Consider the following 23,472-nt stretch of genomic DNA (forward strand, 5'->3'; position numbering starts at 1 on the left):
GGTGGCGTCTGTGGTTCGTGGGACGTGTCGGTTCCCGACGTCCGCCGGACCGGCCGCTGCCCGTGTGACGGTCGCGCCGTGCTGCTCAGGAACCAGGTGACCGCGTGACCGCGGCAGAGGACGCGCTCCTCCCGCGGCTGTTCGACCGGATCGTCGAGGCGTGCGGGTCGGGGAGCCTGGGCGACCGCGCCGGCGACCTCGTGCTCGCCGCCTACCAGGGCGACGCCGAACTGGCTGCCGCCGTCGCCTCCACCGGCCCCCGCGAGGAGCCCGAGGCACCGGCGGCTGCGGTCGTCGACGTCCCGCGCACCTACCTGAAGAGCATCACGGTGTCGGGTTTCCGCGGCATCGGCCCCGAGAAGTCCCTCCGGCTGCAGCCCGGCCCCGGCCTCACGCTCGTCGTCGGTCGCAACGGCTCGGGCAAGTCGAGCTTCGCCGAGGCCGCCGAGATGGCGCTGACCGGCAGCAACGCCCGCTGGAAGGACCGGGCCGCAGCCTGGACGAGCAGCTGGCGCAACCTGCACAGCAGCGACGTCGACCCGTCGGTCGGCGTCGAGCTCGTCGTCGACGGCCGGCCGGGCGTCACCAGGGTGCTGCGCACGTGGGCCGGCGACGACGTCGAGGAGTCGCAGGCGTCCGTGCAGCAACACGGCGGCCGGCGCGAGCTGCGCGAGCTCGGCTGGGACGAGGCGCTGGTGTCCCACCGGCCGTTCCTCTCCTATGCCGAGCTGGGCGCGATGCTCTCGGGCCGGCCCTCGGACCTCTACGACTCGCTGTTCCGCATCCTCGGCCTGGAGCGGGTGGTGCACGCCCAGACCCGGCTCAAGGCCGAGTGCAAGCGGCTCAAGGACGCCGAGACCTCGGTGAAGCAGGCGCGCAAGGTGCTGCTGGCGGACCTCCAGGGCGTCGACGACGACCGGGCCCGCCGGGTTGCCGCCGTCCTCGGCCAGCGCACACCCGACCTCGACGCCCTCCGCGAGGTCCTGCGTGCTGAGACGGACCCCATGGCCGACCTCGCGCCGCTGCGCGCCTGGGCCGCCCTCCCCGTTCCCGACCCCGACGCGGCGCTCGCCGCCGCCGACAGGCTGGAGGCCGCCGCGGCCGCCGTCGCCGGCCTGACCGGCGACGACAGCGAGCAGGCCCGGCGGCTGGCCGGCCTCCTCGAGGCGGCACTGGTCCACGCCGGACACACGGCGACCACCGACTGTCCCGTCTGCGGCGCGGCGGACCGCCTGGACGACGCCTGGCGCACGGCCACCCAGGGCGAGGTCGCCCGCCTGCGCGCGCAGGTCGGCGTGGCCGGGGACACGCACCGCGAGCTGCGCGCCGCCCGCGCAACCGCGGCTACCGCTGTTCCGTCGCCGTCTCGCCTGGTGGAGAACGTCCCGGCCGGCGTGCCGGGGGAGGGGCTGGCCGAGCGCTGGGGGGCCTGGGCCGCCGCCGCCCGCGACGACGACGCGTCGGTCGCAGTCAGTGCGCTCCGCGAGGGCACTACTGGCCTGGTCACCGCCCTGCAGGACGCCGTGGCGGCCGCGCGCGCCGAGCTGGGTCGCCGCGAGGACGTCTGGCAGCCGCTGGCGCAGCGTCTCCGCGAACACGTTGACGCGGCCGAGGCGGTCTTCCTCGCCTCCGACGTCTGCGCCGACCTGCAGGCGGCCGAGAAGTGGCTGAAGGCCCAGACCGACGGCCTGCGCGACGAGGGGCTCGCGCCGATCGCCGAGCGGGCCGCCCGGACGTGGCAGGAGCTGCGCCAGGAGTCGAACGTCGACCTCGGGCCGGTCCGGCTCGAGGGGAGTGCCACCCGCCGTCGCGTCGCCCTCGACGTGACCGTCGACGGCGAGGCCTCGGCCGCGCTCGGCGTCATGAGCCAGGGCGAGCTGCACGCACTGGGCCTCGCGCTGTTCCTGCCGCGCGCCATGCTCGAGCAGAGCCCGTTCCGCTTCCTCGTCATCGACGACCCGGTGCAGGCCATGGACCCGGCCAAGGTCGACGGCCTGGCGCGGGTGCTCGCCGAGGTCGCCGGCACCCACCAGGTCGTCGTCTTCACCCACGACGACCGGCTGCCGGAGGCGGTCCGCCGCCTGCAGCTGGGCGCCGCCATCTGGGAGGTCACCCGCCGGGAGCGCAGCGTCGTCGAGCTGCGGAAGTCCGAGGACCCGGTGGCGCGCTACCTCGACGACGCCCGCGCGGTCGCGCTCACCCGCGACCTCGGCGAGGCGGCCCAGCGGCTCGTCGTCCCGGGCCTGTGCCGCTCGGCGATCGAGGCGGCCTGTCACGAGGTGGTCCGCACCCGGCGGCTGGCGTGGGGTGTGCGGCACGCTGAGGTCGAGGAGGCCCTCGCCGGTGCGCGGACGACGACGGCGACCATGGCGCTCGCGCTCTTCGACGACGCGGCCGAGGGCGGTCAGGTGCTGCCCACCCTGGACAGGCGCTTCGGCCGCCGGGCCGCGGACGCGTTCCGCTCCTGCAAGGAGGGAGCGCACGGCGGGCACGACGGCCTGATGGCCGACCTGGTCAGGGACGTCGAGCAGCTGGTCGCCAGCGTGCGCCAGGCGGCGTTCCGGTGACGGCCACGCTCCCCGAGCGCGACGACCTCGCCGGGCCCGCGGACGAGCTGCTCGACGACGCGGACCGGCTGCTCGCCGGCGAACTGAACGCCCGCGGTGGCTGGTGGCCGCGGGCGACCGGCTTCCTACTCCGCGCTGTGCTCGAGCGCGAGCTCGCCGCGTATTGGGAGCGGGTCGCGCCAGGCGTGGAGAAATGCTCGATGCGTGCGCAGCTCGCCGTCCTCCGGCGACCGGAGTACGCCGGCGCGCGGATCACCACCGACGTCGCGGCCGCCTGGCTCGCGCTGAGCCGGGCCTGCCACCACCACGCCTACGAGCTGGCGCCCACGCTCGCCGAGCTGCGGGGGTGGGCCCAGACGGTCCGCGCCGCGACGGCCTCGTTGCGACGGTTGGCAGCCGGCGCTTCCAACTGACGCCGTCGGCGGTGCGTCACCCGGCTAGCGGCACCCGTGGAAGACCTGCTCGCGGTACTCCGTCGACACAGAGCCGCTGGGCCTCCAGCTGGGGCTCGTCGAGGCCGGGGCACGCGCCTGAGTGAGATGGAGTGCGGGCGACTTCAGGTTCCCGGTCGACTTAAGAAACGTTCACTTCCGCCGATGAGCTGCCGAGAGCAACAGGCGGGAGTTCCGGTTGCACTCGGTCATCACAGGGCCCGGTGCATGGCGACCGGTCGTGACGGCCAGCGAAACACCTCTCATAGGAGTCATCATTGACCGACCCGATCATGACCCCTCCGGCCGGCGCGTTTCCCGGCACTGATTGGTATCCGCCACCAGACCCGATCCGGGCGCCAGGCGGCTGGTCGCCCGGGATCGTGCCAGGGGTGCCACATCTGCCGGCCAAGAGAAGTCGGCGTGACTTCATTCCTGTCGGAGTCGGAGTCAGTCTCGTCACCGCAATAGGGATCGGCGTCGCGATCGTGGGCTCACCGAGTTCTTCAACGTCCAGCAGTGCGGCCGCTTCCTCAAGTAAAAGCGTGGCCGCTTCTTCGAGCGACGCAACTGAGTCCGGACCCACGGACTCCATGTGGAGCGAAGCTCCAGAGTCCATTGCCTCGCATCGTGATGTCCCCTCGACGAGCGCGACTCGATCGACAGGGGGCAGTGGATCAGCGACGGTCTTCATCCGACAAGCCCGCGGGGTGAGCGGTGATGGATGGCCGTTCCAGACTGACGGCAACCTGGTGACGCTTGGAAGGGAAATCTGCGGTTTGCTTCAGGCGGGTGCCTCCGCGCAGACTGTTGCGGACGCCCTGATTGACGGTGGTTCGGGGGCGAGTTCGCAGGAAATCGTCGACCTGGTCAACGCAGCGGGGCGCAGCCTCTGTTGACCACGTCGCCATGCGGGTGGCCTGTCAGCCTCATGGCGCTAGCTCACGGTACGAGCTGGCCCGCTGGTCGTGGCTTCTCACGGCCACAACATCAGGGACGGTCGAACGGCTCTCGTTGACCGCCACCCCCTAGCAGACTGCGGGGGCGTCGCCCTCGAAGTAGTTGTCGTGATGCTGTGACGGCTGATACGCCTCGCCGACAGGGCAAGGGCCGCTCGGATGCGCGGGCGGCTTCTCTCGTCCATGAGAGTGAGCCCTTGTCGGGCTGGTGCTGCTCGTTGTCGCCCCGCCCGGTGGTCCACGGATGCGGTCTCACACGGTCAGCGGCAGTCCGTGGAAGACCTGCTCTCGGTGCCAGGTGACGTGCCGGACGGCGGGCGTCGGGGTCCCGGGACGCGGCTGTAGCCGACGGCCGTGGAGGTCGTAGACGGTGCGGCCGTGCGGCGTGCGGGCCGAGAACCGCTGGGACACCACGAGCGTCAGGTCGTCGTAGAGGCCGAGGACGCCGCGGTCGAACAGCTTGTGGTGCAGCGAGCAGAGCGCCAGGCCGTTGTCGAGCTCGTCGGGCCCGTCGACGGTGAACCACCGGATGTGCGCCGCCTCCAGGCCGACCGGAACACCTCCGACCTGGCCGTCGAAGCCGCAGAAGGCACACTGCCGGTCCCAGGCCTCCAGCACCAGAGCCGGCCACGCGCTGCTCCTGCGTCGGCTCGTCGCAGGCGCGACCGTGCCGCTGTGCAGGAGTTCTGGGTCGAGCCCGACGGCGACCAGCACGTCCGGTGCGACGGTGGCGGGGAAGTGCGCCTCGACGAGCCCGCGGGCGACTTCGTCCACCAGAACTGGGCGCGACTGCAGCGCCGCCTCCAGGGACGCCTCGAACCGCCCAGTCACGCCCAAGCGCAGGGGCGTCACCTTGTCCATGGGCACGTCCTGGTCGAGCGTCCAGACGCCGTCGGACCGCAGCCGGGTGAACGGGAAGGCGGCGCTCTGCGCCCTGCCGGTCCTCGACGGCGGACCGAACTCCTGGATGAGATCCGCCAGCTCCTGCTCCGCGATGTCCCACGGCAGCTTGCTCGAACCGCTTGCCGCGAGCCGGCTCAGGGCCAGGAGGACCAGCAGCGGCTTGCGCGGTGAGCGGCGCCCGTCCTGCTGGTGCTGCCGAAGAGAGGCCAGCTGCTCCAGGACCTCACGGCCGTCAACCTCGGTAGTCGCCACGGCTACCCACTATCGCCGAGCGACGTGCACACACCTGGGTGAACCCGCAGCGTGACGCTCAAGGTCGTCGTCCGGGTCCCCGACGTCGGTGTGATGACCGTGCTCTCCGTCCAGGTGCTCGCGACCTCCGTCGTCGACTCGACCGATGTCCTCGGCGGCCTGCTCGACGGCCTGGTGCGTCAGCTCGCCGCTGAGCCCTGGCTCGGCGTCCTGCTCGTCCTGCTGCTGGTGCACGCGGCGATCCGGAGGATCCCCGGCCTGGTCCACGGACGACGGCAGCGCGATCCCCAGCGGTGCTTCCTCCGGGAGGACAAGCGGGTGATCCTCGGCCGCGCGGGTCACCGGTGCGAGCACCACTCGCTCCTCGGTGGTCGGTGCCGCGCCACCGAGGACCTGCAGGCCGACCACGTCCACCCGCACAGCCGCGGCGGTGCGACGCGCGTCGAGAACGGTCAGGCGCTGTGCCCGCGGCACAACGGGCGGAAGGCGGCGCGCGTCCCGTGGACCTGGGAGCTCCGTCGGCTCGAGCGCCGGCGGGAGGCCTACTTCCCGCCCGGCATCCCGACCGGAGTCCTGCGGCACGGGACCGCGGATGTGAGTCCGCACGCAGTTCCTTGAGCATCCGGCGCCTCGCCTGACCCGTACGGGTGAGGCGCCGCTGCCTTTCGTCGGTCCCGCCCGGTACCAATCCCGAGGACTCCGATCCGATCGGGTTCCGTTGGTCCGACGGTGTGCTGACAGGCGGGTGCGACCCGCGACGGGGGAGAGATGTTCCGGAGACCGCTGCGCCGCGATCCGCTCGTCGTCGGCTGGGCCGTGGTCCTGCTGCTGGCCGCCTTCGTCGCGCTCAACGCCAACACCGAGTGGAGCGGCTCCGTCGAGCCCGAGCGCGTCGCCGGCTTCATCATCGACCTCGCCACGGCGTTCCTCTGGTCCTTCTTCCTCCTGCTCCTCCTCGCCTGGCTGCGCGCCAGGGGCTGGTTCGGCGACGCCGCCGGCCCGGCGCCGAAGCACCCGAAGCCCGAGCAGCCCCGGTCCGCCCTGCCCTGGACCGACCGCTGGATCCGCGACTGGCGCCAGGAGGCGGCCCAGGGCCGCCCGGCCGGCGACGCCGAGCCCGAGCTGCTGGCGTGCCGGCACGGCGTCCCGGCCGGTCCGGTGCCCGACGGCCAGGTGCCCGTCCTGCGCGCGATCTCGGTCAGCCACACGATCGTCCGGCCGGGCTCGGAGGTCCTCGTCACCTGGTGCTTCGAGCACGCCCGCGACGTCCTCGTCGACGGCCACCCCGCGCACCCGCCGTGCGGCGAGGCGCTCGTCCGCATCGACGCCAGCCGGCGGGTCGACGTCACCGGCCGCAACCGCTTCACGACGACGCCCGCGGCCACCCCGGTCGTCGCCGCCGTGGCCGTTCCACAGCTCGACCTGCCGAGCGTCGCCGCGCCGCCGCCGGTGTCCCTGCGCGCCGACGTCGCCGCCACCGTCGGCGCACCCTCGCCGGTCACCGACCGGCTCGACGCCTTCTGGGCCACCCAGGACGCCCTCCGCCCCCGGATCGAGGTGTCGCCGCGCCTCGTCGGCGTGCCCGACTCCCTCCTCGACAGCCTCCGGCGTGCCGGAAGGAAGGACACCCCGTGAGCCGCCGCCGGTCCCTCCGCGCCGTCGTCGGTGAGCAGCTGCTCACCGTCGCCGGCGCCAACCGCGAGGTCCTGCAGGACGCGCCCAAGGAGCGCGGCAAGCAGGTCGCGATGGGCGCCGTGCTCGTCTGCACCGCAGCCCTCGCCGCGGTCTCCGCGAGCTACGCGCTGTACGTCGCGCTGCACCTGTGGGTGCCCGTCGCGGTCCTCGGCGGCCTCGCCTGGGGCCTGGTCATCCTCAACCTCGACCGCTGGCTGGTCGTCTCCACGCCGCGGCTGAAGAGCAAGGTCGGCACGATCGCGATGGCGCTGCCGCGCGTGGCCCTCGCCGTCCTCATCGGCGCAGTCGTCTCGACGCCGCTCACACTCGCCGTCTTCAGCGCCGAGATCGACACCGAGGTCGAGGTGATGGCGGCCGAGGCGGAGGACGAGTTCACGCAGCAGCTCGCCGAGGACACCCGCTACGCGCAGCTGCCCGCCATGCGCGAGCAGATCGCGGCGCTGCAGGCCGACATCACCGACGGCGTCACTCAGGCCGACGTCGCCGAGGACCCGGCCGTGATGGCGTTGCAGGAGCAACTGACTCGCAAAACCGAGGAATTCCAGGAAGCCGAGCAGGACTACCAGGACGAGCTCGACGGCTCAGGCGGTACCGGCGTCGCGGGTCTCGGCCCGGTGACGACTGCTAAGAAGGATCGCCGCGATCAGCTCGAGCGAGAGGTCAACGACCTGACGCAGCAGCTCGCGGCGCTGAAGGCCGAGGTGCTCCGGCAGCTCCAGGCGGAGGAGGTGCAAACCACCGCCAACCAGCAGAGGGAGCTCGAGCGCCTGCAGGCGTTGGTCGCCGACGCCGAGGAGCAGCGCGCCGAGGACGTCGCGGCGCACGACGCGGCCGTCGACGACAGCGACGGCATCCTCGCCCGGATGACCGCGATGGAGCGCATCCAGGACGACGAGCCGACGCTCGCGACGGCGCACGCGCTGCTGTTCGCGTTCCTCACCGCGCTCGAGTGCCTGCCGATCCTGTTCAAGACGATGCTCGCGCTCGCCCCGCCGTCCCTCTACGAGCGGCTGCTCGCGCTGGGGGAGGAGAAGGTCGAGGAGCGGGTCCGGCTGCGGATGCAGACCGAGTACGAGGAGGCCGAGGTGCTGGCGAAGTCGGCGCTCGCGGCCGCCGAGGCGCGGGCGGCCCGCACGCTGGAGGCCGAGTCCCGGGCCACCGGGCTGGTGCTGGAGGCGCAGCTCGAGGTGACCCGGCAGGGCGTCGAGCGCTGGAAGGACCAGCAGCTCACCCCGGCCGGCAGCACCGGGCTCGGCACGAGCTTCGTCAAGCAGCCGCGTCCCGGCCCGCGACCCGACCCGTGGCCGGTCGGGACCCAGAACTGACAGGAGACCTGATGACCCTGACCGAGCGGACGCTGTGGGCGCTGGCCGCGGCCGGCTACCCCGCCGTCCCCGCGCACGACTACGACGCCGTCCACCGCACCTTCGGCCCGGCGTTCGGCCCGTGGCGACCGGTCGTCGTCGGCCGCGAGGGCGGTCCCGTCACCGTGCTCGCCGCCGGCGGGAACACGGACCCGCTCGCGGCGCTGACCGCCGTCGCCGAGGAGTGGCGCGCGCTGGGCGACCGGCCGGCGCAGGTGCCGCTCGCCCCGTGCCCGGAGCACCCGGCCGCCGGCGACGTCGCCCGCAACGCACCTCAGGGGCTGCTCCTGCGGCACGGCCTGGCCCGGCTCGACGGGCACGCCGGCGACGTCGACGTCCCCGCCGACCTGCCCCTGGAGCTGCGGCCGCGCCGGTGAGCGGTCACAGCCACGCCTCGATCTCGTCCAGCTGCGCGTGGGTGAGCCCGACGTAGAGGTCCGGGGCGACCACCAGGACGTGCGGGTGGGCGGCCAGCCAGTCGCCGGTGTCCTCCGCCTGCTCGGCGAGGTCGTCGTCGATCCACACGATCCGCCGGTCCGGCTCGGCCGCGGCCACCTCCTGGGCGACGGCCAGCTTCCACCAGCCCGACTCGCCCCAGAGCGGGCCGAGGAAGCCGGTCGGCGCGGAGTCGGTGCGGGCGTGCACCTTCAGCCCGCGCGGCAGGCCCATCGGCTCGGCCAGCAGCCGGTCGGCGTCCGTGGTCCAGGTGGTCAGCCACTGGATCTCGACCCGGCCCGACTCGTGCAGCTCCCGCAGGCGGGCGGTGACGGTGGGGTCCCAGGACAGCACGAACCCGTTGAACGTGCCCCGCCGCCAGCCGTCGGGCAGCGTGCGGACGGGCGCGTTGAGCACGCCGTCGACGTCGAGCAGCAGGATCGGACGGTCCCCGGTCGAGCCCATGGCCGGTTCCTACCCCCGGCGACGGGCGTGCGGTCGGGACGGCGGTACCCCGGTGACCGCGAGGGCGCCGGAGCCCGGCTCCGCCGGCACGAGGGATCGACGCCCGCGGACATCACGGGTCCGCACGTTTCCGACGACGGCGCAGCGAGTCGGTATGGCGCCCGGGCACTCCCTCCGCTTTACTCCCCGGGCCGCCGACAAAGGAGTCTCCCGTGGTCGCTGTGCGCATTCGGGGCAATGTGCCGACGAGGCGTTCCGTCGTGACGTTCGTGGGACTCGTCGCCGTTTCCGCGACATTGACGGCGTGCGGTCAGGGACGTTCCGTGGAGGCGTACTGCGACGTCTTCTACGGCGAGGGTCAGGAACTGCGGGACGCCTGGACCCAGGCCGGCAACTCCGATGACCCGCTGGCGGGCATGGCGGCCGTGTTCTCCGCTCCGCGCGACCTCGCGATCTTCTTCGGTCGGCTCGCGGAGGTCGCTCCCGACGAGATCGAGCCGGACGTGGCGGCGCTGCGCGACGCGTTCCAGGAGCAGGCGGACTCCCTGGGGAGTCAGGCGGGCGAGCTCGTGGACAACCCGCTGGCGGCCCTGGCCGGTGCGTTCGCGGCCGGGTTGTCGACCAGCGGCGCGGAGCAGCGGGTCAACCAGTACACCCTCGACAACTGCGGTCCTCCGCCGACGAACTGACGGAGGACGCCGTTGCGGGCCAGGACACCTACAGGGAACGAAGGAGACGTGCCGGAGTGGTCAACCTCAGCAAGGGTCAGACGGTCTCGCTGCAGAAGCGGGGCGGAGGGTCGCTGACGCAGGTGCGCATGGGGCTGGGCTGGGACGCCGCCCCGCGACGGGGCCTGTTCGGCAAGACGAAGAGCCAGTCGATCGACCTGGACGCGTCGGCCCTCCTCTTCGATACGGGGGGGCCGGCTGGTCGACCAGGTGTGGTTCCAGCAGCTGCGCAGCAGGGACGGATCGGTGCAGCACACGGGGGACAACCTGACCGGCGAGGGGGAGGGGGACGACGAGTCGATCCTGGTCGACCTCCAGCGCGTGCCCGGGAACGTCAGCCAGATCGTCTTCGTGGTCAACTCGTTCACCGGCCAGGACTTCAGCCAGATCACCAACGCGTTCTGCCGGCTCGTCGACTCCACCGCCCACGACGCGGAGCTCGCGCGCTACGACCTCTCCGGGTCGGGGACGCACAACAGCCAGGTGATGGCCAAGCTCAGCCGGAACGGCGGGTCCTGGAGCATGACCGCCATCGGTGCCGTGGCCAACGGCCGGACCTTCCAGGACCTGCTGCCGACCGTGGCGGGCCACCTCTGACGGATCCCGTCGTACCGCCCGTCGGCTGCCGACCGGAGCAGCAGCCGAGCGGGGATCCGTGGCGCGCGGCCACGGATCCCCGCTCGTCAGCGGATGACCGGGCCGGTCCTCACCAGTAGGCCGAGTCCCGGTCCGTGGCGACGAGCCGCTGGGCGTTGAACTCCCCGCAGGTGAGGTCCCCGGTGCTGCTGCAGCCGGTCAGGCCGCCACGGGGACGAGGACCAGCCCGAGAACGGCGATGGTGCGGTGGTGTCGAACGGTCATGGCCGCGCCCCCGTGTCGTGTCGTCGCCCGGTCCACCGCGGCGCCGGAATGCGTCCGCGGCCCGGCGCGGCGGACAGTGAAGCGCACCCGGTCACCGCCGACAAGCATTCCCGGAAGGGCCTCCGCCGGCTCGCCTGAAGTGTTGTCCGCATGTCGATCCGGGAATGCCGTCACGCAATGTCTCGCGCCGGCGAGGTGGTGCTGATAATCGCGCGAGCGGGTGCCTCCTCCGCATTCCGGCGCGCCGTTGCCCGCCGAGCGCAATCCCGGTGAGTGCGACTTCCCGCGGGTGGTAGTTCCCGTACCTGGTGTCAGGGGATGCGCGCCGATCCTCGGCGTCGTCCACACCCCGTTCGTCTCGTCCGGCTCTCGGTCCGTGCGCACGAGTCACAGGCGTCCCGCGATCACCCCTGCGGGGCGGGAGGTCGTGGTGCTACCGGTCACGGTGCGGCAGCATCCCGACCCGGTCCGCCACCGTTCCGGATCGACCGGCTCCGCGCCGTGCGGTGCGGTGACCCGCCGCTTCAGCAGCCGCGAACACCACGGGAGAAGAACACCATGACCGTCGTCCTCGCCAAGGGTGGGAACGTCTCGCTGTCCAAGGAGGCCCCGGGCCTCCGCGCCGTCAACGTGGGTCTCGGGTGGGACGTCAACACGTTCTCCAACTTCGAGTACGACCTCGACGCCTCGGCGATCATGCTCGACGCCAGCGGCCGGGTCACCCCGGACGACTCGGGCTTCGTCTTCTACAACAACCTGCGCAGCCCCGACGGCTCCGTCCTCCACACCGGCGACAACCTGACCGGTGAGGGCGACGGGGACGACGAGATGATCCAGGTCGACCTGATGGCCGTCCCGCAGTTCGTGCAGAAGATCGTCTTCCCGGTCTCCATCCACGACGCCGACAACCGCCGGCAGAACTTCGGCGGCGTCCGCAACGCGTTCATCCGCGTCGTCGACCAGGTCACCGGCCGGGAGATCACCCGCTACGACCTCACCGAGGACGCCTCCATGGAGACCGCGATGGTCTTCAGCGAGCTCTACCGGCACAACGGCGACTGGAAGTTCCGCGCCGTCGGCCAGGGCTACGCCTCCGGCCTGCGCGGCATCGCGCAGGACTTCGGCGTCAACGTCGCCTGACCCGGCCCTCGGCGGTCCGGCCCGGCAGCGACGAGCGCGGGGCCGGACCGCCGGCCTGAGCCCCTCCTCAGAACAGGCAGGTCATGATCGACTACACCCGCCCGCCGAAGCAGAAGCCGGTCGGGGTCTCCCTCGGCAAGGTCACGCTGACCAAGGCGGCGCCGTCCGTCTCGCTGTCCAAGGCGCAGGGCGCCCGCGGGCGGATGCGCGTCAACCTCAACTGGGACCAGCGTCCGGGGCGCGGGTTCTTCGGCAAGGCGGAGGCGGTCGACCTCGACCTCGGCTGCCTCTGGGAGACCACCGACGGGAACAAGGGCGTCGTCCAGGCGCTCGGCAACGCGTTCGGGGACCTCGACTCCCCGCCCTACGTCCTCCTCGACGGCGACGACCGCTCGGGCAGGAACGCCGGTGGCGAGAACCTCATCGTCAACCTCGACCACCTCGACGAGATCAGGCGGATCCTGGTGTTCGCGTACATCTACGACGGCGCCCCGAACTGGGCCGCGGCTCGAGGTGTCGTGACGCTGTCCGCCCAGAACGACAGTGAGATCACCGTCGACCTCGACGAGCACGCCGACAACGCGCGCTTCTGCGCCATCGCCATGCTGACGAACCAGCGGGGCGAGCTGCACGTGCAGCGCGAGATGCGCTACCTGCAGGGCAGCCAGCGCCACTTGGACCAGGCGTACGGCTGGGGCCTGCGCTGGACGGCCGGCAGCAAGTAACCCGACTCCCCACACCCACCCGCGACCGCCTCCGCTGCGGTTCCCTGAAAGGCGTCCCTTGATCCGCTACTTCGGCTTCTCCGTCTTCCTGACGGCGGCCGCCCTCGTCACCGCCGTGCTCTTCGGCGGTCCCGCCGCGCTCCTCGCCGTCGCCGTCCTCGGCGTCCTCGAGGTCTGCCTGTCCTTCGACAACGCCGTCGTCAACGCCAAGGTCCTCCGGAACATGAGCCCGCTGTGGCGGAAGCTGTTCCTCTACGTCGGCATCTTCATCGCCGTGTTCGGCATGCGGCTGCTGCTGCCGATCCTGCTCGTCTCGGTGACGGCGCAGCTGTCCATCCCCGAGGTGTGGGACCTGGCGCTCACCGACCAGGAGGCCTACGCGGAGAACGTCGAGGCGTCCGCCGAGGCGATCTACACCTTCGGCGGGATCTTCCTGCTGATGATCTTCCTGAACTTCGCGTTCGACGAGGAGCGCGACGTCCACTGGCTCGCCTGGCTGGAGAAGCCGCTGGCCAAGGCCGGCAAGCTGCCCTACCTGTCGATCGTCATCGCGCTCGCGGTCATCTACACCGGCTCGCAGATGGCCGACGACGACAAGTACGGCACCGTCCTGCTCTCCGGTCTCGCCGGCCTGTTCACCTACCTGCTGATCGGCGGGCTCAACGAGCTCATGGAGTCCGACGACGACGACGAGGACGAGGAGTCGACGCCGTCGGCCACCGGCACCGCCACCAAGGCGGTCGCCGGCGCCGGTGCCGCCGCGTTCCTCTACCTCGAGGTGCTCGACGCGTCGTTCAGCTTCGACGGCGTCATCGGCGCCTTCGCCATCAGCAGCGACATCCTGATCATCGCCCTGGGCCTCGGCATCGGCGCCTTCTGGGTGCGGTCGCTGACGATCTTCATGGTCGACCGCGGCACGCTCGAGCAGTACCGCTACCTGGAGCACGGCGCGATGTGGGCGATCGGTGTGCTCGCGACGATCATGATCCTGGAGCTGCGGTTCCACATCAGCGAGTACGTCACCGGCCTCACCGGCCTGCTGTTCATCGTCGCGGCGGTCGTCGCCAGCGTCGTCGCGCAGCGGCGGGAGGACGCCCGCGAGGTCCCCGCGGCATCGTCCGACGAGGACCCGCAGCCCGAGCGGGAGACCGTCTCGGTCTGACCGCCTCCCCTGCACGACCCGGTGCCCCGGCCGCCTCGCGCGGCCGGGGCACCGGCGTCCTCAGCCGACGAGGACGGCGAGGTCGGCGGCGAGGTTCTCGTCCTGCTCGCAGGCGACGGTGGCGGCGACCGTGCGCCCGTCCGCGGCGAGCGCCAGGGGCGCGGGGATCCCGTCCGCGCACAGCTCGACGTCGGCGACGGTCTCGCCAGTAGTGAGCTCGACGGTGGCCAGGCCGACGCCGGCCCCCGGCCGCCCGTGCACGAGGTACACGTGCCGCCCGCCCGGCTCGACGACGAGGTCGGTGCCCGAGCCGGGCAGGACCGCGGTGGCCTGCACGGCACCGTCCCGGACGGTCACCAGCCGCGGCTCGCCGGTGTCCCACTCGCCCGCGACGACCGACGCGACCGCGGTCCCGTCGGCGAGCACGGCCAGCGCGTAGCCGGTGCTCTGCTCCTCCTCGACCAGCTCCACCGGCTCGCCGGCGGGCAGCAGGTCGGCGTCGTACTGCGCCAGCACGACGCCGTCGACGTCCCCCTCCGCGTCGCGGTCGACGGTCACCAGCGCCGCCAGGCCGCCGTCGGGACGCAGGGCCACGTCCCGCGCGACCGCCCGGCCCGGCGTCTCGACCTGCAGCGGCGCGCTCGCGGTGACCTCGCCGGTGGCGACGTCGACGGTGACCAGCCGGCTGACCGTGTCCCCGTCGACGTACCACTGCAGGCTCGCGTGCAGCGTCGTGCCGTCGGGGGAGAGGACGCCGGTGCCGGTGTCGGGAGTGCCGAGCTCGGCGTCGGCGGCGATGCGCCGGACGTCCGGTTCGTCGCTGCCTGGCTCGAGGACGGCGAGGGCGAGGTCCTGCTCGCGGCCGCCGCCGCTGGTGTCGGCGGGCACGATCGGCGCGAGGGCGACCACCGTGCCGTCGGGCGCGACGTGCACCTCGCCGAGGTCGAGGGCGGGCGGCCCCTCGGTCACGGTGCCGACCACCAGGCCGCCGTCGCCGGGGACGAGCTCGACCAGGACGCTGCGGTGGTTGCCGGCGAGGTCGCCGGTCATGAGGACGACGAAGCCGCCGTCCGGGGTCGCGGCGACGTCGGAGAGGCGCACGTGCCCCTCGACGTCCGCGTCGACCTCCACCCGGCCGAGGACCTCGGTGAGCGGTCCGGCGGCGGCCGGCCCGGCCGGCTCGGCGACGCCGACGACGGGGGTCGAGCAGCCGGCCGCGACGACGGCGGAGGCGAGCAGCGCGGCGGCGCCGGGACGGGACGAGCGCATGGGTGAGAGCTCCTGGGGTGCGTGGGCTGTTGCCCGCACCCTCCGGCCCCGCCCTTGCGGGCCCCTTGCGTCCGGCTTCCCGCGCGGAGGTCAGCCGATCGTCGTCACCGGACACCGCAGGCCCGGTGCGCGCGCCAGCCGGCGGTCGCCGGTGACCAGGCCGGCCCCGAGGATCTCCGCGAGCGCGACGTAGACGCCGTCGTAGGCGGTCACCGCGTGGCGGAGCTCCAGCGCCCGGTCGAGCAGCGGATCGTGTCCGTGCCGGACCACCGGCAGCTCCCGCACCGCGTCGACCGCACCGCGTGCGGCGGCGTCGCTCAACCGCCCGCCCAGCGCGTGCCGACGGACGGCCGAGAGCACCTCGACGTCGAGGAGGTGCGGGGCGTGGGGCTCGTCCCCGAGCATCGCGTCGCGGGCGGCCTGCCCACCCGGGCCGGCGTCCAGGAGCGCCGCGACGACCGTCGAGGCATCGACCACGATCACCGGCCGTCGCGGTCGGCCCGGATGCCCTCGACCACCTCGTCCATCGGCAGCGGGATCCGCAGCGCCGCGGATCGGGCGAGGACCTCGGCCATCGGCGACCGCTCACCGACGCGGCGCAGTTCGCGCAGCACGTAGTCGGACAGGGACATCCCCGCGGCGGCAGCGCGGCGGCGCAGCTCGGCGTGCAAGTCGTCGGGCACGTTGCGGACCTGCAGCATCTTGCCCATCCGCCGAGGCTACATGCGATCCGCATGCGCGAGCACGGTCGCGGGGCCGGTCCTCCGGTCGGTCAGGAGGCCTCAGGCGGCCTCCCCGGTCGACATCGAGTTGCTCGTACCGGACCGCCGTCAGGTGAGCCGGGGACCGTGCCCTCCGTACGTACGTGAAGTCGGCGACGACCGTCCGCGGGATCCCGTCGTCCGGCCGGATCGCCACGGCCAGGTCGTCCATCCAGCCACGGCCGTCGAGATCGTCCAGACCGACGGCGGACGGGGAGGCCAGGACGCGCTCGGCAAGAGCGGGCGGTCGGCCTCGCTCCACTTCGGCCGCGGACTGCGGAGGCCGCCGGCCGGCAGCAGGCGAGGCACCCACTCGACCAGCGGCCGACAGGCCGGCCAGGGTTCCTCACCAGCGACGGGATGCTCGGCCGGCTCGGCCACGCCGGTGACGGCGGTGGAGCAGCCGGCCGCGAGGACGCGGCGGCGAGCAGTGTGATGGTGGGACGAGCGCATGGGGGAGTGCTCCGGAGCTGCCTCGGGCTGTTGCCCGCACCCTCGGCTGCCGCGATTGCGGCGCCATTGCGTCTCGCCAACGCGGGTGACCGCCCCGCGCGCCGACGCCGTTCCGGTATCGGCAGGCGTCAGGGTGTCGGTGAACCGACCACCTGAGGAGCACCGTGCGCATCGGAACGTGGAACCTGCGGCTCTGTCCGAGACCGTCGTCGGAGAAGGGCCAGAGGATCTCCGCCTGGCTCGATGACCAGAAGGCCGACCTCTGGTTGCTGACCGAGGTGCACCGTGACTGGGATCCGCGTGGTGGCCGTTTCCTCGCCTCGCCGCCCCGGAGCTTCGACGGTGACAAGCCGAAGCGGTGGGCCGGCATCGAGACGGGTCTGCCCGTGACCGCGTTGCCGGCCGGCGGTGAGCACCCGGGGGAGGAGGGGCTCGTCCTCGCCCGCGTCGACGTCGACGGCACGTCGGTCCTGGTCGCCTGCTCGGTCCTGCCGTGGAAGGGGGCTCATCAGTACTGGCACGGGCTCCCGACCGGTCACTTTGCTCAGTTCCACCTCGTGCTCCAGCACCACGTCGAGCGGATCCGCGGTGAGCGCCGTGCCGGTGAGCCGCTCGTCTGGGGTGGGGACTTCAACCAGCAGCTCCAGCGCCCCCTCGACGGGGCCACGGTCAAGGGGATGGCCGCGCTCCAGTCCGCGTTCGACTCACTCGGGCTGGTGGCCCTGACCGCGGGGGCCGAGCACCTCAACGGTCGGATGCGCTCGATCGACCACCTCGCTGTCAGCAAGCACTTCGACGGGAGCGCCGCACAGACGCACCGTCCGACGTGGCCCGACGGGAAAAACCTCAGCGACCACGCGGCCTACACGGCCGACGTCGTCCTGCCCCGGACATGACGGAGGCCGTCCCGCCGCGGTGGTGAGCCGCAGTGGGACGAACCGAACCCCGCGTTCGGGCCGTCACGTCCAGGGAGCCGTGCCCGCCCGGAGACGTCCGGAGATCGGCTCGACGTCGTCGAGCTGCCCCGAGGCGATGGCCATCACGAGCTCGTAGGCATCGTCGTTCGACAGGGTCAGTTGCATGCCGTTGAGGCCGTAGAAAGCGATGGTCGCGGCGAGCGAGAGCCGCTCGTGGCCGTCGACCAGCGGGTGGTTGCGGGCGGTCGAGTGCAGCAGCGCAGCCGCCTTGTCGTGGATGGACGGGTAGGCGTCCTCGCCGAGCGCCGTCGCCTGCGGTCTGGCAGCCGCCGCCCCCAGCAGACCGATGTCACGGACCTCGAAGGCGCCGAGTGTTCGCCCGGCGACGTGGAGCAGATCGTCGAGGTCGAGGTGGATCACCGGCCGAGCCGCTCCAGGGCTTCGGCACAGCGGGGAGTTCCCGGTCGAGGACTCGATCGAGCAGCTCACGCTTGCTGTTCCGCTCGACGTAGTCGCGGACCGCCTGCCGCGCGACGTCCTGCATCGAGCGGCCCTCGAGTTCTGCTCGTCGTCGCAGAGCCTCGGGCTCCTGCTCGGTCAGGCGCACTGTCATGGCCACATTCCAGAGGTGCCGCCGGTGATACCAGAGCGACATGACACAGGCCGTCCTGCCGCGGCGGCCGCCCGCTGCAGCACGGCCCTCCTCGGGAGGGCGTCGGAGGGTGATGAACTCGATCTCGTCGGCCTCGTCGCCGGCGCTCTGGAGGACGACATCGATGACGTCCTGCTGGTCGACCCGATGGTCGTGGCCGGTCCCGGCGCCTGACGACACGCCAGGACGGAGTCGGATCGTTCCGTAGCGTGGCGGCATGGAGACGCCGGACCCGCAGCTCACGGCCCTCGTGGAGCGGTACGGCGACCACGTCGAGCGCGGGGCGACGGTGGTGGTCCCCCAGGGGCGGGAGATCCACCTCGGCGACATCGAGGCCCGGAGTGTCCTCTTCCGCCGCGACGACGGGCTCTACCAGGTCGACCGCTTCGACCGGGGGGAGCAGTGGTTCGAGATGGAGGCGGAGGCGCTCGCCGAGATCGAGCTCCTGATCGCCGAACGCTTCGGCTCCTCGGTGCACCGTCACCCCGACGCCTGGCGCTTCGACGTCCTGCAGCGTGCCGACGGCCGCGTCGAGGTCCGCCAGGACGGCCGCCTGCGGGCCGCCTTCGCCGACCTGCACGGCGCCCGTGCCTTCTCCGGCTTCGCCGCCCTCACGCCGGCGGAGCTGGTCGCCACGCCGCCGCGGGTCGGCTACCGGGGGTGGGTGCCGCCGGTCGACGACGAGACGCGCGCCCTGGTCGACCGGCTGCGCCACCTCCGCCCGCTCGCCGTCGACGAGTACCGCTGCGAGGTCCCCCTCGACGGCGTGCGGAACGGGGCCCGCCTGACCCGGGTCGGCGGCGTGTGGCACGTGTGGGAGGGCAACGACTACTCCGTCCCGGACCCGCCGACCCTCATGACGACGGCGGTCGACGTCCTCGAGCACCACCTCCGCCTCCGGTTCGCGGGCGAGCCGACGGCCGGTGAGCCCGTCGGGCAGCTCGTCCGGGACGGCGTGGTGGTGGCCCGCGGTGTCGGCGTCACCACCGGACTGGTCCGCGCGCTCGAGGACGGCGTGGGACGCGTGTGACGACCGGGTCCTGACCGCCGGCGGGACTGCCGATGCCTCGGGGGAGCGGCGGACGAACCACGACCCCCGGCGCTCGGGGAGTGCACGACATGGCTGGACGACGACGGCTCCAGGACCGCCTCGCGGTCCTCGGCGGCGCGCGGCCCGACCTGCTCGAGGCGGCGCCCGGCGCGCGGCCGCGGTTCGCCGCGCTCGGCGGGGTCCTGCTCAGCACCGGCGGCCTCGCCGTCGCCTCGGCGTCGTTCGCGCTGCACATGGCCCTGGGCGTCTGGTGGCCGTTCGCGCTGGTGCTCGGCCTCGGCTGGGGCGCCGTCGTGGTCAACCTCGACCGGATGCTGCTGGTCGGCATGGCGCACGACGCCTCGCTCAAGCGCAACCTCGCCCTCGCCGTCCCGCGCGTGGGGCTGGCGCTGATCCTGGGCGTCGTCGTCGCGACGCCCCTGACGCTGCAGGTGTTCCACAAGGAGATCGACGCCGAGATCACCGTCATGCAGGCCGAGGCCGCGGACGCGTACCGGCAGTCGCTGGAGGCCGACGCGCGCTTCGCCGGCCTCGACGAGCTGCAGGAGCGGGTGACGCAGGGGCAGGACGTCGTCGCCACGGGCGGGCAGAGCGACCCGGCGCTGGCCGCGGTGCAGGCCGACGTCGCGGCGAAGCAGTCCGCCTACGACGCCGCTCTGGCCACCCAGCGCGACCTCGAGGCGCGCGCCCAGTGCGAGCTCGACGGCACCTGCGGCACCGGCGACCCGGGCACCGGCGACGCCTACGTGCAGGCCCGCGCGGCCGCCGACGCGCAGGCCGGCGTCGTCGCCTCGGCCCGTGCGGCCCTGGACGACGCGCAGGACGCGGCGTCCGACGCCGAGTCGCGCAGTGCCGACCTCGCCGCCGCCTCGCTGGCCACCGACTCCGCCGAGCTGGCCCGGCTGACCGCCGAGCTCGACCGGCTGCAGGCCGCGTTCGACGCCACCAACGAGGGCTCCGGCGGCATCCTGCTGCGGCTGGAGGCGCTCGACCGGCTCAGCGACCGCAACGCCACGCTCGCCGCGGCGAAGTTCATGCTGTCGCTGCTGTTCATGTGTGTGGAGATCCTGCCGGTGCTCATGAAGGTGCTGCTCAACTTCGGCCCGCCGACCGCCTACGACAAGCTCGCCGCGCTGCGCGACAGCGGCGACGTGGACATCGAGGAGATGCAGCAGCAGTCGCGGCGCACCGTGGCCGAGGCCAAGGAGGAGATGCTGGTCATGGCCGAGCAGGAGCGGCTGGACCGGCAGAAGGCCGCCATCCGCGCCCGCCACCTCGCCGCGCTCGCCCAGGCGCGGGTGGAGGCCGAGGAGGCCGCCCGCCCGGTGCCGCAGCCCGCGGCTCCGGTCGACGAGCCCGTGCAGAAGCTCTGGGACACCGGGCCGATCCGCCTGGCCCGCTCGGCCGCGCGCACGATCCGCCCGACCCGCCGCCCGGCCGGCCGGGTGACCTCCGGTGTCTGACACCGGGACGACGGCCTGGGGCCCGCTGCCGCCGGCGCGCATCCTCAGCGGAGACGAGCCGATCGACGGCGCCGGGGCGAGGCTGCGCGACTTCTGGGCGTGGGCCTACTCGGACCTGCGGACCAACACCGTGCGCCCGATGCTCGCCGAGTACCTGGTCGCCCGGGCGATGGAGGCGGACCTGCGGCCGCGCGTCGAGTGGGACCCGTACGACGTGCTGACGCCGGACGGGCTGCGGCTCGAGGTGAAGTCCGGCGCCTACCTGCAGGCATGGGAGCAGTCGAGGCTGTCGTCGATCACCTTCGGTGGCCTGCGTGCCCGCGTCTGGACCGACGGCGGTCCCGTGGGAGAGCCGACGTACAACGCTGACGGCTACGTCTTCGCGGTCGTCACCGCGAGGGAGCACGCGAGCTACGACGCACTCGATCTGGCCCAGTGGTCCTTCTGGGTGCTGCCGCGGTCGGTGGTCACGGCGACCGGGCAGTCGAGCATGGGACTGGCGCGGGTCGAGGCGCTGGCCGGCCCGCCGGTGCGCTACGCGGAGCTGGCCGGCCGCATCCGCGAGGTCGTGGTCCCCGAGGCCTGACCGCGCCCGGTCACCAGGAGCTGGTCGGCTGCAGCACGGCCTCGGTCAGCGCCTGGGTGCGCAGGTGCGTGACCTGCTGGTACTCGGGATCGGCGACCATGCGGCTGAAGGCCTCACGTGAGGGATAGCGGACCAGCAGCACCGCGTCCCAGTCCTGGCCCTGCTCGGCCACCAGCGGGGTGCCGCCGTCGCCCGCGTAGAGGACCTCACCGCCGTAGCGGGGGAGGAAGGTCTCCGACAGCGCTCGGGCGTACTGGTCGTACGACTCGCGGCCGCCCTCGGCAAAGCGCAGCAGGTTGAGCATCACCACCGGCCCACCCGGATCCTCCTGCAGGTACCGCTTGAGGTCAGCTCCACGCGGGTCGACAGCCATGCGGCGACGCTAACAAGGGTGGTCCCACACCGGAGCCCGGCGAACGTGCTCCGGCCGGTTCACTCGTTGACGTCGGCGATCCCGCTGCCGTCGAGGTCGGAGCCCGGGTCGAAGCACCCCCGGACCTCGTCGGAGGACCAGCCCGGCGGACACCCGCCTCCGGCGTCGATGACCGCCTGCGCCTCGGCGGCCTCCTCGGCCGCGAGGTCGTCGTCCGCGCGGGATGACGCTGACCGCGCGGCGCGGCAGGACACTGGGACGGTGCTCGAGCTCGACCACGTGCTCTGCATGGTGGGTCCCGAGGACGCCTGGGCGCCGCGGCTGACCGCGGCCGGCTGGGAGCTCGACCCCGGGACGGCGCACCCCCGTCAGGGCACCCGCAACCGGCGGCTCCTCCTGGCCGGGCACTACCTGGAGCTGGCGTGGGTCGAGGACCGCGCCGAGGCGCGGGACAACCCGCTGCGGCTGGACCGCCGGGCCGACTGGGCCACGACGGGTGCCAGCCCGTTCGGGATCGGGCTCCGCGGGCGACTCCCGCCGGAGCAGGAGCCCGCCTTCCGGCCGTACGCCGACCTCGGCTTCCCGATCTGGGTGCACCGCGACGACGAGCGCCACCCCGCACGTCCCCTGGTCTTCGTGCTCGACCTCCCGCCCCGTCGGCCCGCCGGGTCCACCTCACCGGCGGGTGCCCTCCAGTGCGTGCACCACGCCGGTCCCGCCGCGGCGGACGTCCCCTGCTACGCGGGTCCGCGCCTCGTGCACCGGCCGGGCCGGCACCGGCTGGAGCTGGTCGTCGACGCCGGTCGTCCCGTCGAGGTGAGCGACCTGCTGGCCATCCGGGTCACCGACGTCTGACTACCGCTGAGCCGCGAGGCGTTCCAGTGCGGCGGTGAACGACTCGTTCCACAGCCCGAGGTGCGGCCAGCGCTCGGCGACGTGCGCCGTCGCCTGCTCCGGCGTCATCCCGTGCTCGCGCACGAGCCAGGCGCGCAGCACCAGCCCGGTCCGCGACGCCCCGCCGTGGCAGTGCACGAGCACCCGGTGGCCCTCGGCGCGCAGGGCGGCGAGGTCGTCGAGCACGTCGGCCAGGACGACGTCGACGTCGACGTTGTGGCTGTTGTCGGCGATGTAGGCCATCCGGTGCAGCGTGTGCGGGAACGGCTCGGCCAGCCGGCACAGGCTGATGACGGCGAAGTCCTCCTCGGAGTACCGCGCGCCGTCGAGGTTGCCCGCCCAGATGCCCGGCAGCACCTCGGCCGGGCCGATCCGCGGGATGACGCCCGTCTCCGCCTGGAAGAACTCCTTGCCGTCGAGCGCGGCGGCCAGCGACAGCAGGTCGGGCAGCCGCCACACGCGGTCCCCGTGCCCGGGCACCCGGCCGTGCACCACCGACGCCCAGCGCATCGGGATGCCGCCCATCCCGTACACCGCGCCGGCCAGCCCGCCGGCCACGCAGGCGACCGTGTCGGTGTCGCCGCCGAGGTCGACCACCAGCCGCAGCACGTGCGCGAAGTCCCGCCCGTGCCGCAGGGCCCACAGCGCCTGGCCGAGCGTCGGCCACACCGCGCCGTTGGACTCGGTCGCCATCGACGGCTCCCAGTCCGGCGCCAGGACGGCGGCCCAGCGGTCGCGGTGCTCGTCCGCGACGAGCGCGAGCGCCGCAGGGACGGCGGCCAGCGGGTCGCCGCCGTCGAGCGCCACGCGCATCAGCTCGTGGAAGACCGCGCAGCCCTCGCCGGCCGCCGGGTCGCCGTGGGTGAGCGCCGAGAGCCGCCGGGCGGCGTCCACGGTGGCGGCGGTGCCGGACCGGGAGAACCAGATGGCGGCGGGCGTCGTCCGCATGAGCGAGCCGTTACCGGCCGCGCGTCCGGTGCGCGCGAAGTGCTCGGCCGCCGCGCGGTCCCAGGGCAGACCCGAGTCGAGCACCGCCCGGGTCTGCACGCCGACGTCCGGCGGACCGGCCGCCGCCCAGGCCGCGAACCGGTCGAAGACGTCGGCCTCGTCGAGCCCGTCCCGCTCGATCAGCGACTGCGCCACGAGCAGCGCCATCTGCGTGTCGTCGGTGAACTCGCCCGGCTCCCACCCCAGCGACCCACCGCCGCACATCTCGGTGGTGGACCCACGAGCGTCCGTGGGGAAGCGGGCGGAGAACGCCCCGGCCGGGCCGAACTCGAACGGCGCCCCGAGCGCGTCGCCCACGGCCGCCCCGACGAGCGCGCCGGCCACGCGGTGGGAGCGGTGCAGTCCTCGGGTCACGCGC

The 23,472-nt window shown here is 73.3% G+C and carries 26 protein-coding genes and 1 pseudogene; 18 read left to right on the plus strand and 9 right to left on the minus strand.

The window, feature by feature from the left end; all coding sequences use genetic code 11:
• Positions 1 to 104 precede the first annotated feature (104 nt).
• From ACI8AB_RS06815 to ACI8AB_RS06825, 3 genes are all read left to right on the plus strand, one after another.
• Complete coding sequence (locus ACI8AB_RS06815) at positions 105 to 2,567, plus strand: AAA family ATPase (protein WP_456949477.1); 2,463 nt, start codon at positions 105 to 107, stop codon at positions 2,565 to 2,567.
• Positions 2,564 to 2,980 (plus strand): hypothetical protein, encoded by a 417-nt coding sequence (locus ACI8AB_RS06820; protein WP_456949478.1) that lies wholly within the window; start codon positions 2,564 to 2,566, stop codon positions 2,978 to 2,980. The genes ACI8AB_RS06815 and ACI8AB_RS06820 overlap by 4 nt, the downstream gene beginning before the upstream one ends.
• 611 nt (positions 2,981 to 3,591) lie before the next feature.
• On the plus strand, positions 3,592 to 3,897 hold the full coding sequence (locus ACI8AB_RS06825; protein WP_456949536.1) for a DUF732 domain-containing protein: 306 nt from the start codon (positions 3,592 to 3,594) through the stop codon (positions 3,895 to 3,897).
• A gap of 312 nt (positions 3,898 to 4,209) precedes the next feature.
• On the opposite strand, the gene ACI8AB_RS06830 is transcribed toward ACI8AB_RS06825, so the two are convergent.
• Positions 4,210 to 5,112: a phosphorothioated DNA-binding restriction endonuclease gene (locus tag ACI8AB_RS06830; RefSeq protein WP_456949479.1), complete on the minus strand. Its 903-nt coding sequence runs from the start codon at positions 5,110 to 5,112 to the stop codon at positions 4,210 to 4,212.
• A gap of 51 nt (positions 5,113 to 5,163) precedes the next feature.
• On the opposite strand from ACI8AB_RS06830, the gene ACI8AB_RS06835 reads away from it, so the two are divergent.
• The 4 genes from ACI8AB_RS06835 to ACI8AB_RS06850 all read left to right on the plus strand — a co-directional run bounded on the left by ACI8AB_RS06835 (position 5,164) and on the right by ACI8AB_RS06850 (position 8,548).
• Positions 5,164 to 5,730 (plus strand): HNH endonuclease, encoded by a 567-nt coding sequence (locus ACI8AB_RS06835; RefSeq protein WP_456949480.1) that lies wholly within the window; start codon positions 5,164 to 5,166, stop codon positions 5,728 to 5,730.
• 150 nt (positions 5,731 to 5,880) lie between these two features.
• Positions 5,881 to 6,747, plus strand: coding sequence for a hypothetical protein (locus ACI8AB_RS06840; protein ID WP_456949481.1), 867 nt, complete (start codon positions 5,881 to 5,883; stop codon positions 6,745 to 6,747).
• The gene (locus ACI8AB_RS06845) at positions 6,744 to 8,132 is read left to right on the plus strand and encodes a DUF4407 domain-containing protein (protein WP_456949482.1); all 1,389 of its coding nucleotides are present in this window, start codon (positions 6,744 to 6,746) and stop codon (positions 8,130 to 8,132) included. The genes ACI8AB_RS06840 and ACI8AB_RS06845 overlap by 4 nt, the downstream gene beginning before the upstream one ends.
• Before the next feature lie 11 nt (positions 8,133 to 8,143).
• Positions 8,144 to 8,548, plus strand: a complete 405-nt coding sequence (locus ACI8AB_RS06850) for a hypothetical protein (RefSeq protein ID WP_456949483.1) — start codon at positions 8,144 to 8,146, stop codon at positions 8,546 to 8,548.
• Positions 8,549 to 8,552: 4 nt separating this feature from the next.
• Here ACI8AB_RS06850 and ACI8AB_RS06855 read toward each other — a convergent pair whose 3' ends face one another.
• Entirely contained in the window at positions 8,553 to 9,071 is a 519-nt protein-coding gene (locus tag ACI8AB_RS06855; RefSeq protein WP_456949484.1) for an HAD domain-containing protein, read from the minus strand.
• A 323-nt stretch (positions 9,072 to 9,394) separates the two neighbouring features.
• Here ACI8AB_RS06855 and ACI8AB_RS06860 point away from each other — a divergent pair, with 323 nt between their 5' ends.
• The 6 genes and pseudogenes from ACI8AB_RS06860 (at position 9,395) to ACI8AB_RS06885 (ending at position 13,687) form a co-directional block, all read left to right on the plus strand.
• Entirely contained in the window at positions 9,395 to 9,760 is a 366-nt protein-coding gene (locus ACI8AB_RS06860; RefSeq protein ID WP_456949485.1) for a hypothetical protein, read from the plus strand.
• A 56-nt stretch (positions 9,761 to 9,816) separates the two neighbouring features.
• Positions 9,817 to 9,978: pseudogene (locus tag ACI8AB_RS06865) on the plus strand (TerD family protein); the annotation flags it as partial.
• Positions 9,979 to 10,009: 31 nt separating this feature from the next.
• On the plus strand, positions 10,010 to 10,396 hold the full coding sequence (locus tag ACI8AB_RS06870) for a TerD family protein (protein ID WP_456949486.1): 387 nt from the start codon (positions 10,010 to 10,012) through the stop codon (positions 10,394 to 10,396).
• 822 nt (positions 10,397 to 11,218) lie between these two features.
• On the plus strand, positions 11,219 to 11,800 hold the full coding sequence (locus ACI8AB_RS06875; protein ID WP_456949487.1) for a TerD family protein: 582 nt from the start codon (positions 11,219 to 11,221) through the stop codon (positions 11,798 to 11,800).
• An 83-nt stretch (positions 11,801 to 11,883) separates the two neighbouring features.
• Entirely contained in the window at positions 11,884 to 12,525 is a 642-nt protein-coding gene (locus ACI8AB_RS06880; protein WP_456949488.1) for a TerD family protein, read from the plus strand.
• A gap of 58 nt (positions 12,526 to 12,583) precedes the next feature.
• Positions 12,584 to 13,687 (plus strand): DUF475 domain-containing protein, encoded by a 1,104-nt coding sequence (locus ACI8AB_RS06885; protein ID WP_456949489.1) that lies wholly within the window; start codon positions 12,584 to 12,586, stop codon positions 13,685 to 13,687.
• Between the two features lie 60 nt (positions 13,688 to 13,747).
• Here the strand turns inward: ACI8AB_RS06885 and ACI8AB_RS06890 are convergent, their stop codons facing one another.
• The 3 genes from ACI8AB_RS06890 to ACI8AB_RS06900 form a co-directional block, all read right to left on the minus strand.
• Positions 13,748 to 14,956, minus strand: coding sequence for a hypothetical protein (locus tag ACI8AB_RS06890; protein ID WP_456949490.1), 1,209 nt, complete (start codon positions 14,954 to 14,956; stop codon positions 13,748 to 13,750).
• A gap of 90 nt (positions 14,957 to 15,046) precedes the next feature.
• Positions 15,047 to 15,439 (minus strand): type II toxin-antitoxin system VapC family toxin, encoded by a 393-nt coding sequence (locus ACI8AB_RS06895; protein WP_456949491.1) that lies wholly within the window; start codon positions 15,437 to 15,439, stop codon positions 15,047 to 15,049.
• Positions 15,436 to 15,666, minus strand: coding sequence for a FitA-like ribbon-helix-helix domain-containing protein (locus ACI8AB_RS06900; protein WP_387988767.1), 231 nt, complete (start codon positions 15,664 to 15,666; stop codon positions 15,436 to 15,438). Before ACI8AB_RS06900 ends, ACI8AB_RS06895 begins: the two co-directional genes overlap by 4 nt.
• 668 nt (positions 15,667 to 16,334) lie before the next feature.
• Here ACI8AB_RS06900 and ACI8AB_RS06905 point away from each other — a divergent pair.
• The gene (locus tag ACI8AB_RS06905) at positions 16,335 to 17,066 is read left to right on the plus strand and encodes an endonuclease/exonuclease/phosphatase family protein (RefSeq protein WP_456949492.1); all 732 of its coding nucleotides are present in this window, start codon (positions 16,335 to 16,337) and stop codon (positions 17,064 to 17,066) included.
• A gap of 63 nt (positions 17,067 to 17,129) precedes the next feature.
• Here the strand turns inward: ACI8AB_RS06905 and ACI8AB_RS06910 are convergent, their stop codons facing one another.
• The gene (locus ACI8AB_RS06910; protein WP_456949493.1) at positions 17,130 to 17,507 is read right to left on the minus strand and encodes a type II toxin-antitoxin system death-on-curing family toxin; all 378 of its coding nucleotides are present in this window, start codon (positions 17,505 to 17,507) and stop codon (positions 17,130 to 17,132) included.
• Positions 17,508 to 17,956: 449 nt separating this feature from the next.
• Between ACI8AB_RS06910 and ACI8AB_RS06915 the strand changes: the two genes are divergently transcribed.
• The 3 genes from ACI8AB_RS06915 (at position 17,957) to ACI8AB_RS06925 (ending at position 20,839) form a co-directional block, all read left to right on the plus strand.
• Positions 17,957 to 18,769, plus strand: a complete 813-nt coding sequence (locus ACI8AB_RS06915) for a hypothetical protein (protein ID WP_456949494.1) — start codon at positions 17,957 to 17,959, stop codon at positions 18,767 to 18,769.
• Positions 18,770 to 18,858: 89 nt separating this feature from the next.
• A complete protein-coding gene (locus ACI8AB_RS06920) occupies positions 18,859 to 20,253 on the plus strand; it encodes a DUF4407 domain-containing protein (RefSeq protein ID WP_456949495.1) in 1,395 nt (464 codons plus the stop codon).
• A complete protein-coding gene (locus ACI8AB_RS06925; protein ID WP_456949496.1) occupies positions 20,246 to 20,839 on the plus strand; it encodes a hypothetical protein in 594 nt (197 codons plus the stop codon). The genes ACI8AB_RS06920 and ACI8AB_RS06925 overlap by 8 nt, the downstream gene beginning before the upstream one ends.
• A 10-nt stretch (positions 20,840 to 20,849) precedes the next feature.
• On the opposite strand, the gene ACI8AB_RS06930 is transcribed toward ACI8AB_RS06925, so the two are convergent.
• Together ACI8AB_RS06930 and ACI8AB_RS06935 are read right to left on the minus strand one after the other, a co-directional pair.
• Positions 20,850 to 21,212, minus strand: coding sequence for a DUF1330 domain-containing protein (locus ACI8AB_RS06930; protein ID WP_456949497.1), 363 nt, complete (start codon positions 21,210 to 21,212; stop codon positions 20,850 to 20,852).
• A gap of 59 nt (positions 21,213 to 21,271) precedes the next feature.
• Positions 21,272 to 21,466: a hypothetical protein gene (locus tag ACI8AB_RS06935; protein WP_456949498.1), complete on the minus strand. Its 195-nt coding sequence runs from the start codon at positions 21,464 to 21,466 to the stop codon at positions 21,272 to 21,274.
• A gap of 7 nt (positions 21,467 to 21,473) precedes the next feature.
• Here ACI8AB_RS06935 and ACI8AB_RS06940 point away from each other — a divergent pair, with 7 nt between their 5' ends.
• Complete coding sequence (locus ACI8AB_RS06940; RefSeq protein ID WP_456949499.1) at positions 21,474 to 22,067, plus strand: VOC family protein; 594 nt, start codon at positions 21,474 to 21,476, stop codon at positions 22,065 to 22,067.
• On the opposite strand, the gene ACI8AB_RS06945 is transcribed toward ACI8AB_RS06940, so the two are convergent.
• Positions 22,068 to 23,468: an ADP-ribosylglycohydrolase family protein gene (locus ACI8AB_RS06945; RefSeq protein WP_456949500.1), complete on the minus strand. Its 1,401-nt coding sequence runs from the start codon at positions 23,466 to 23,468 to the stop codon at positions 22,068 to 22,070.
• Between the last annotated feature and the right edge of the window lie 4 nt (positions 23,469 to 23,472).

The organism is Geodermatophilus sp. SYSU D00698 (assembly GCF_054050335.1).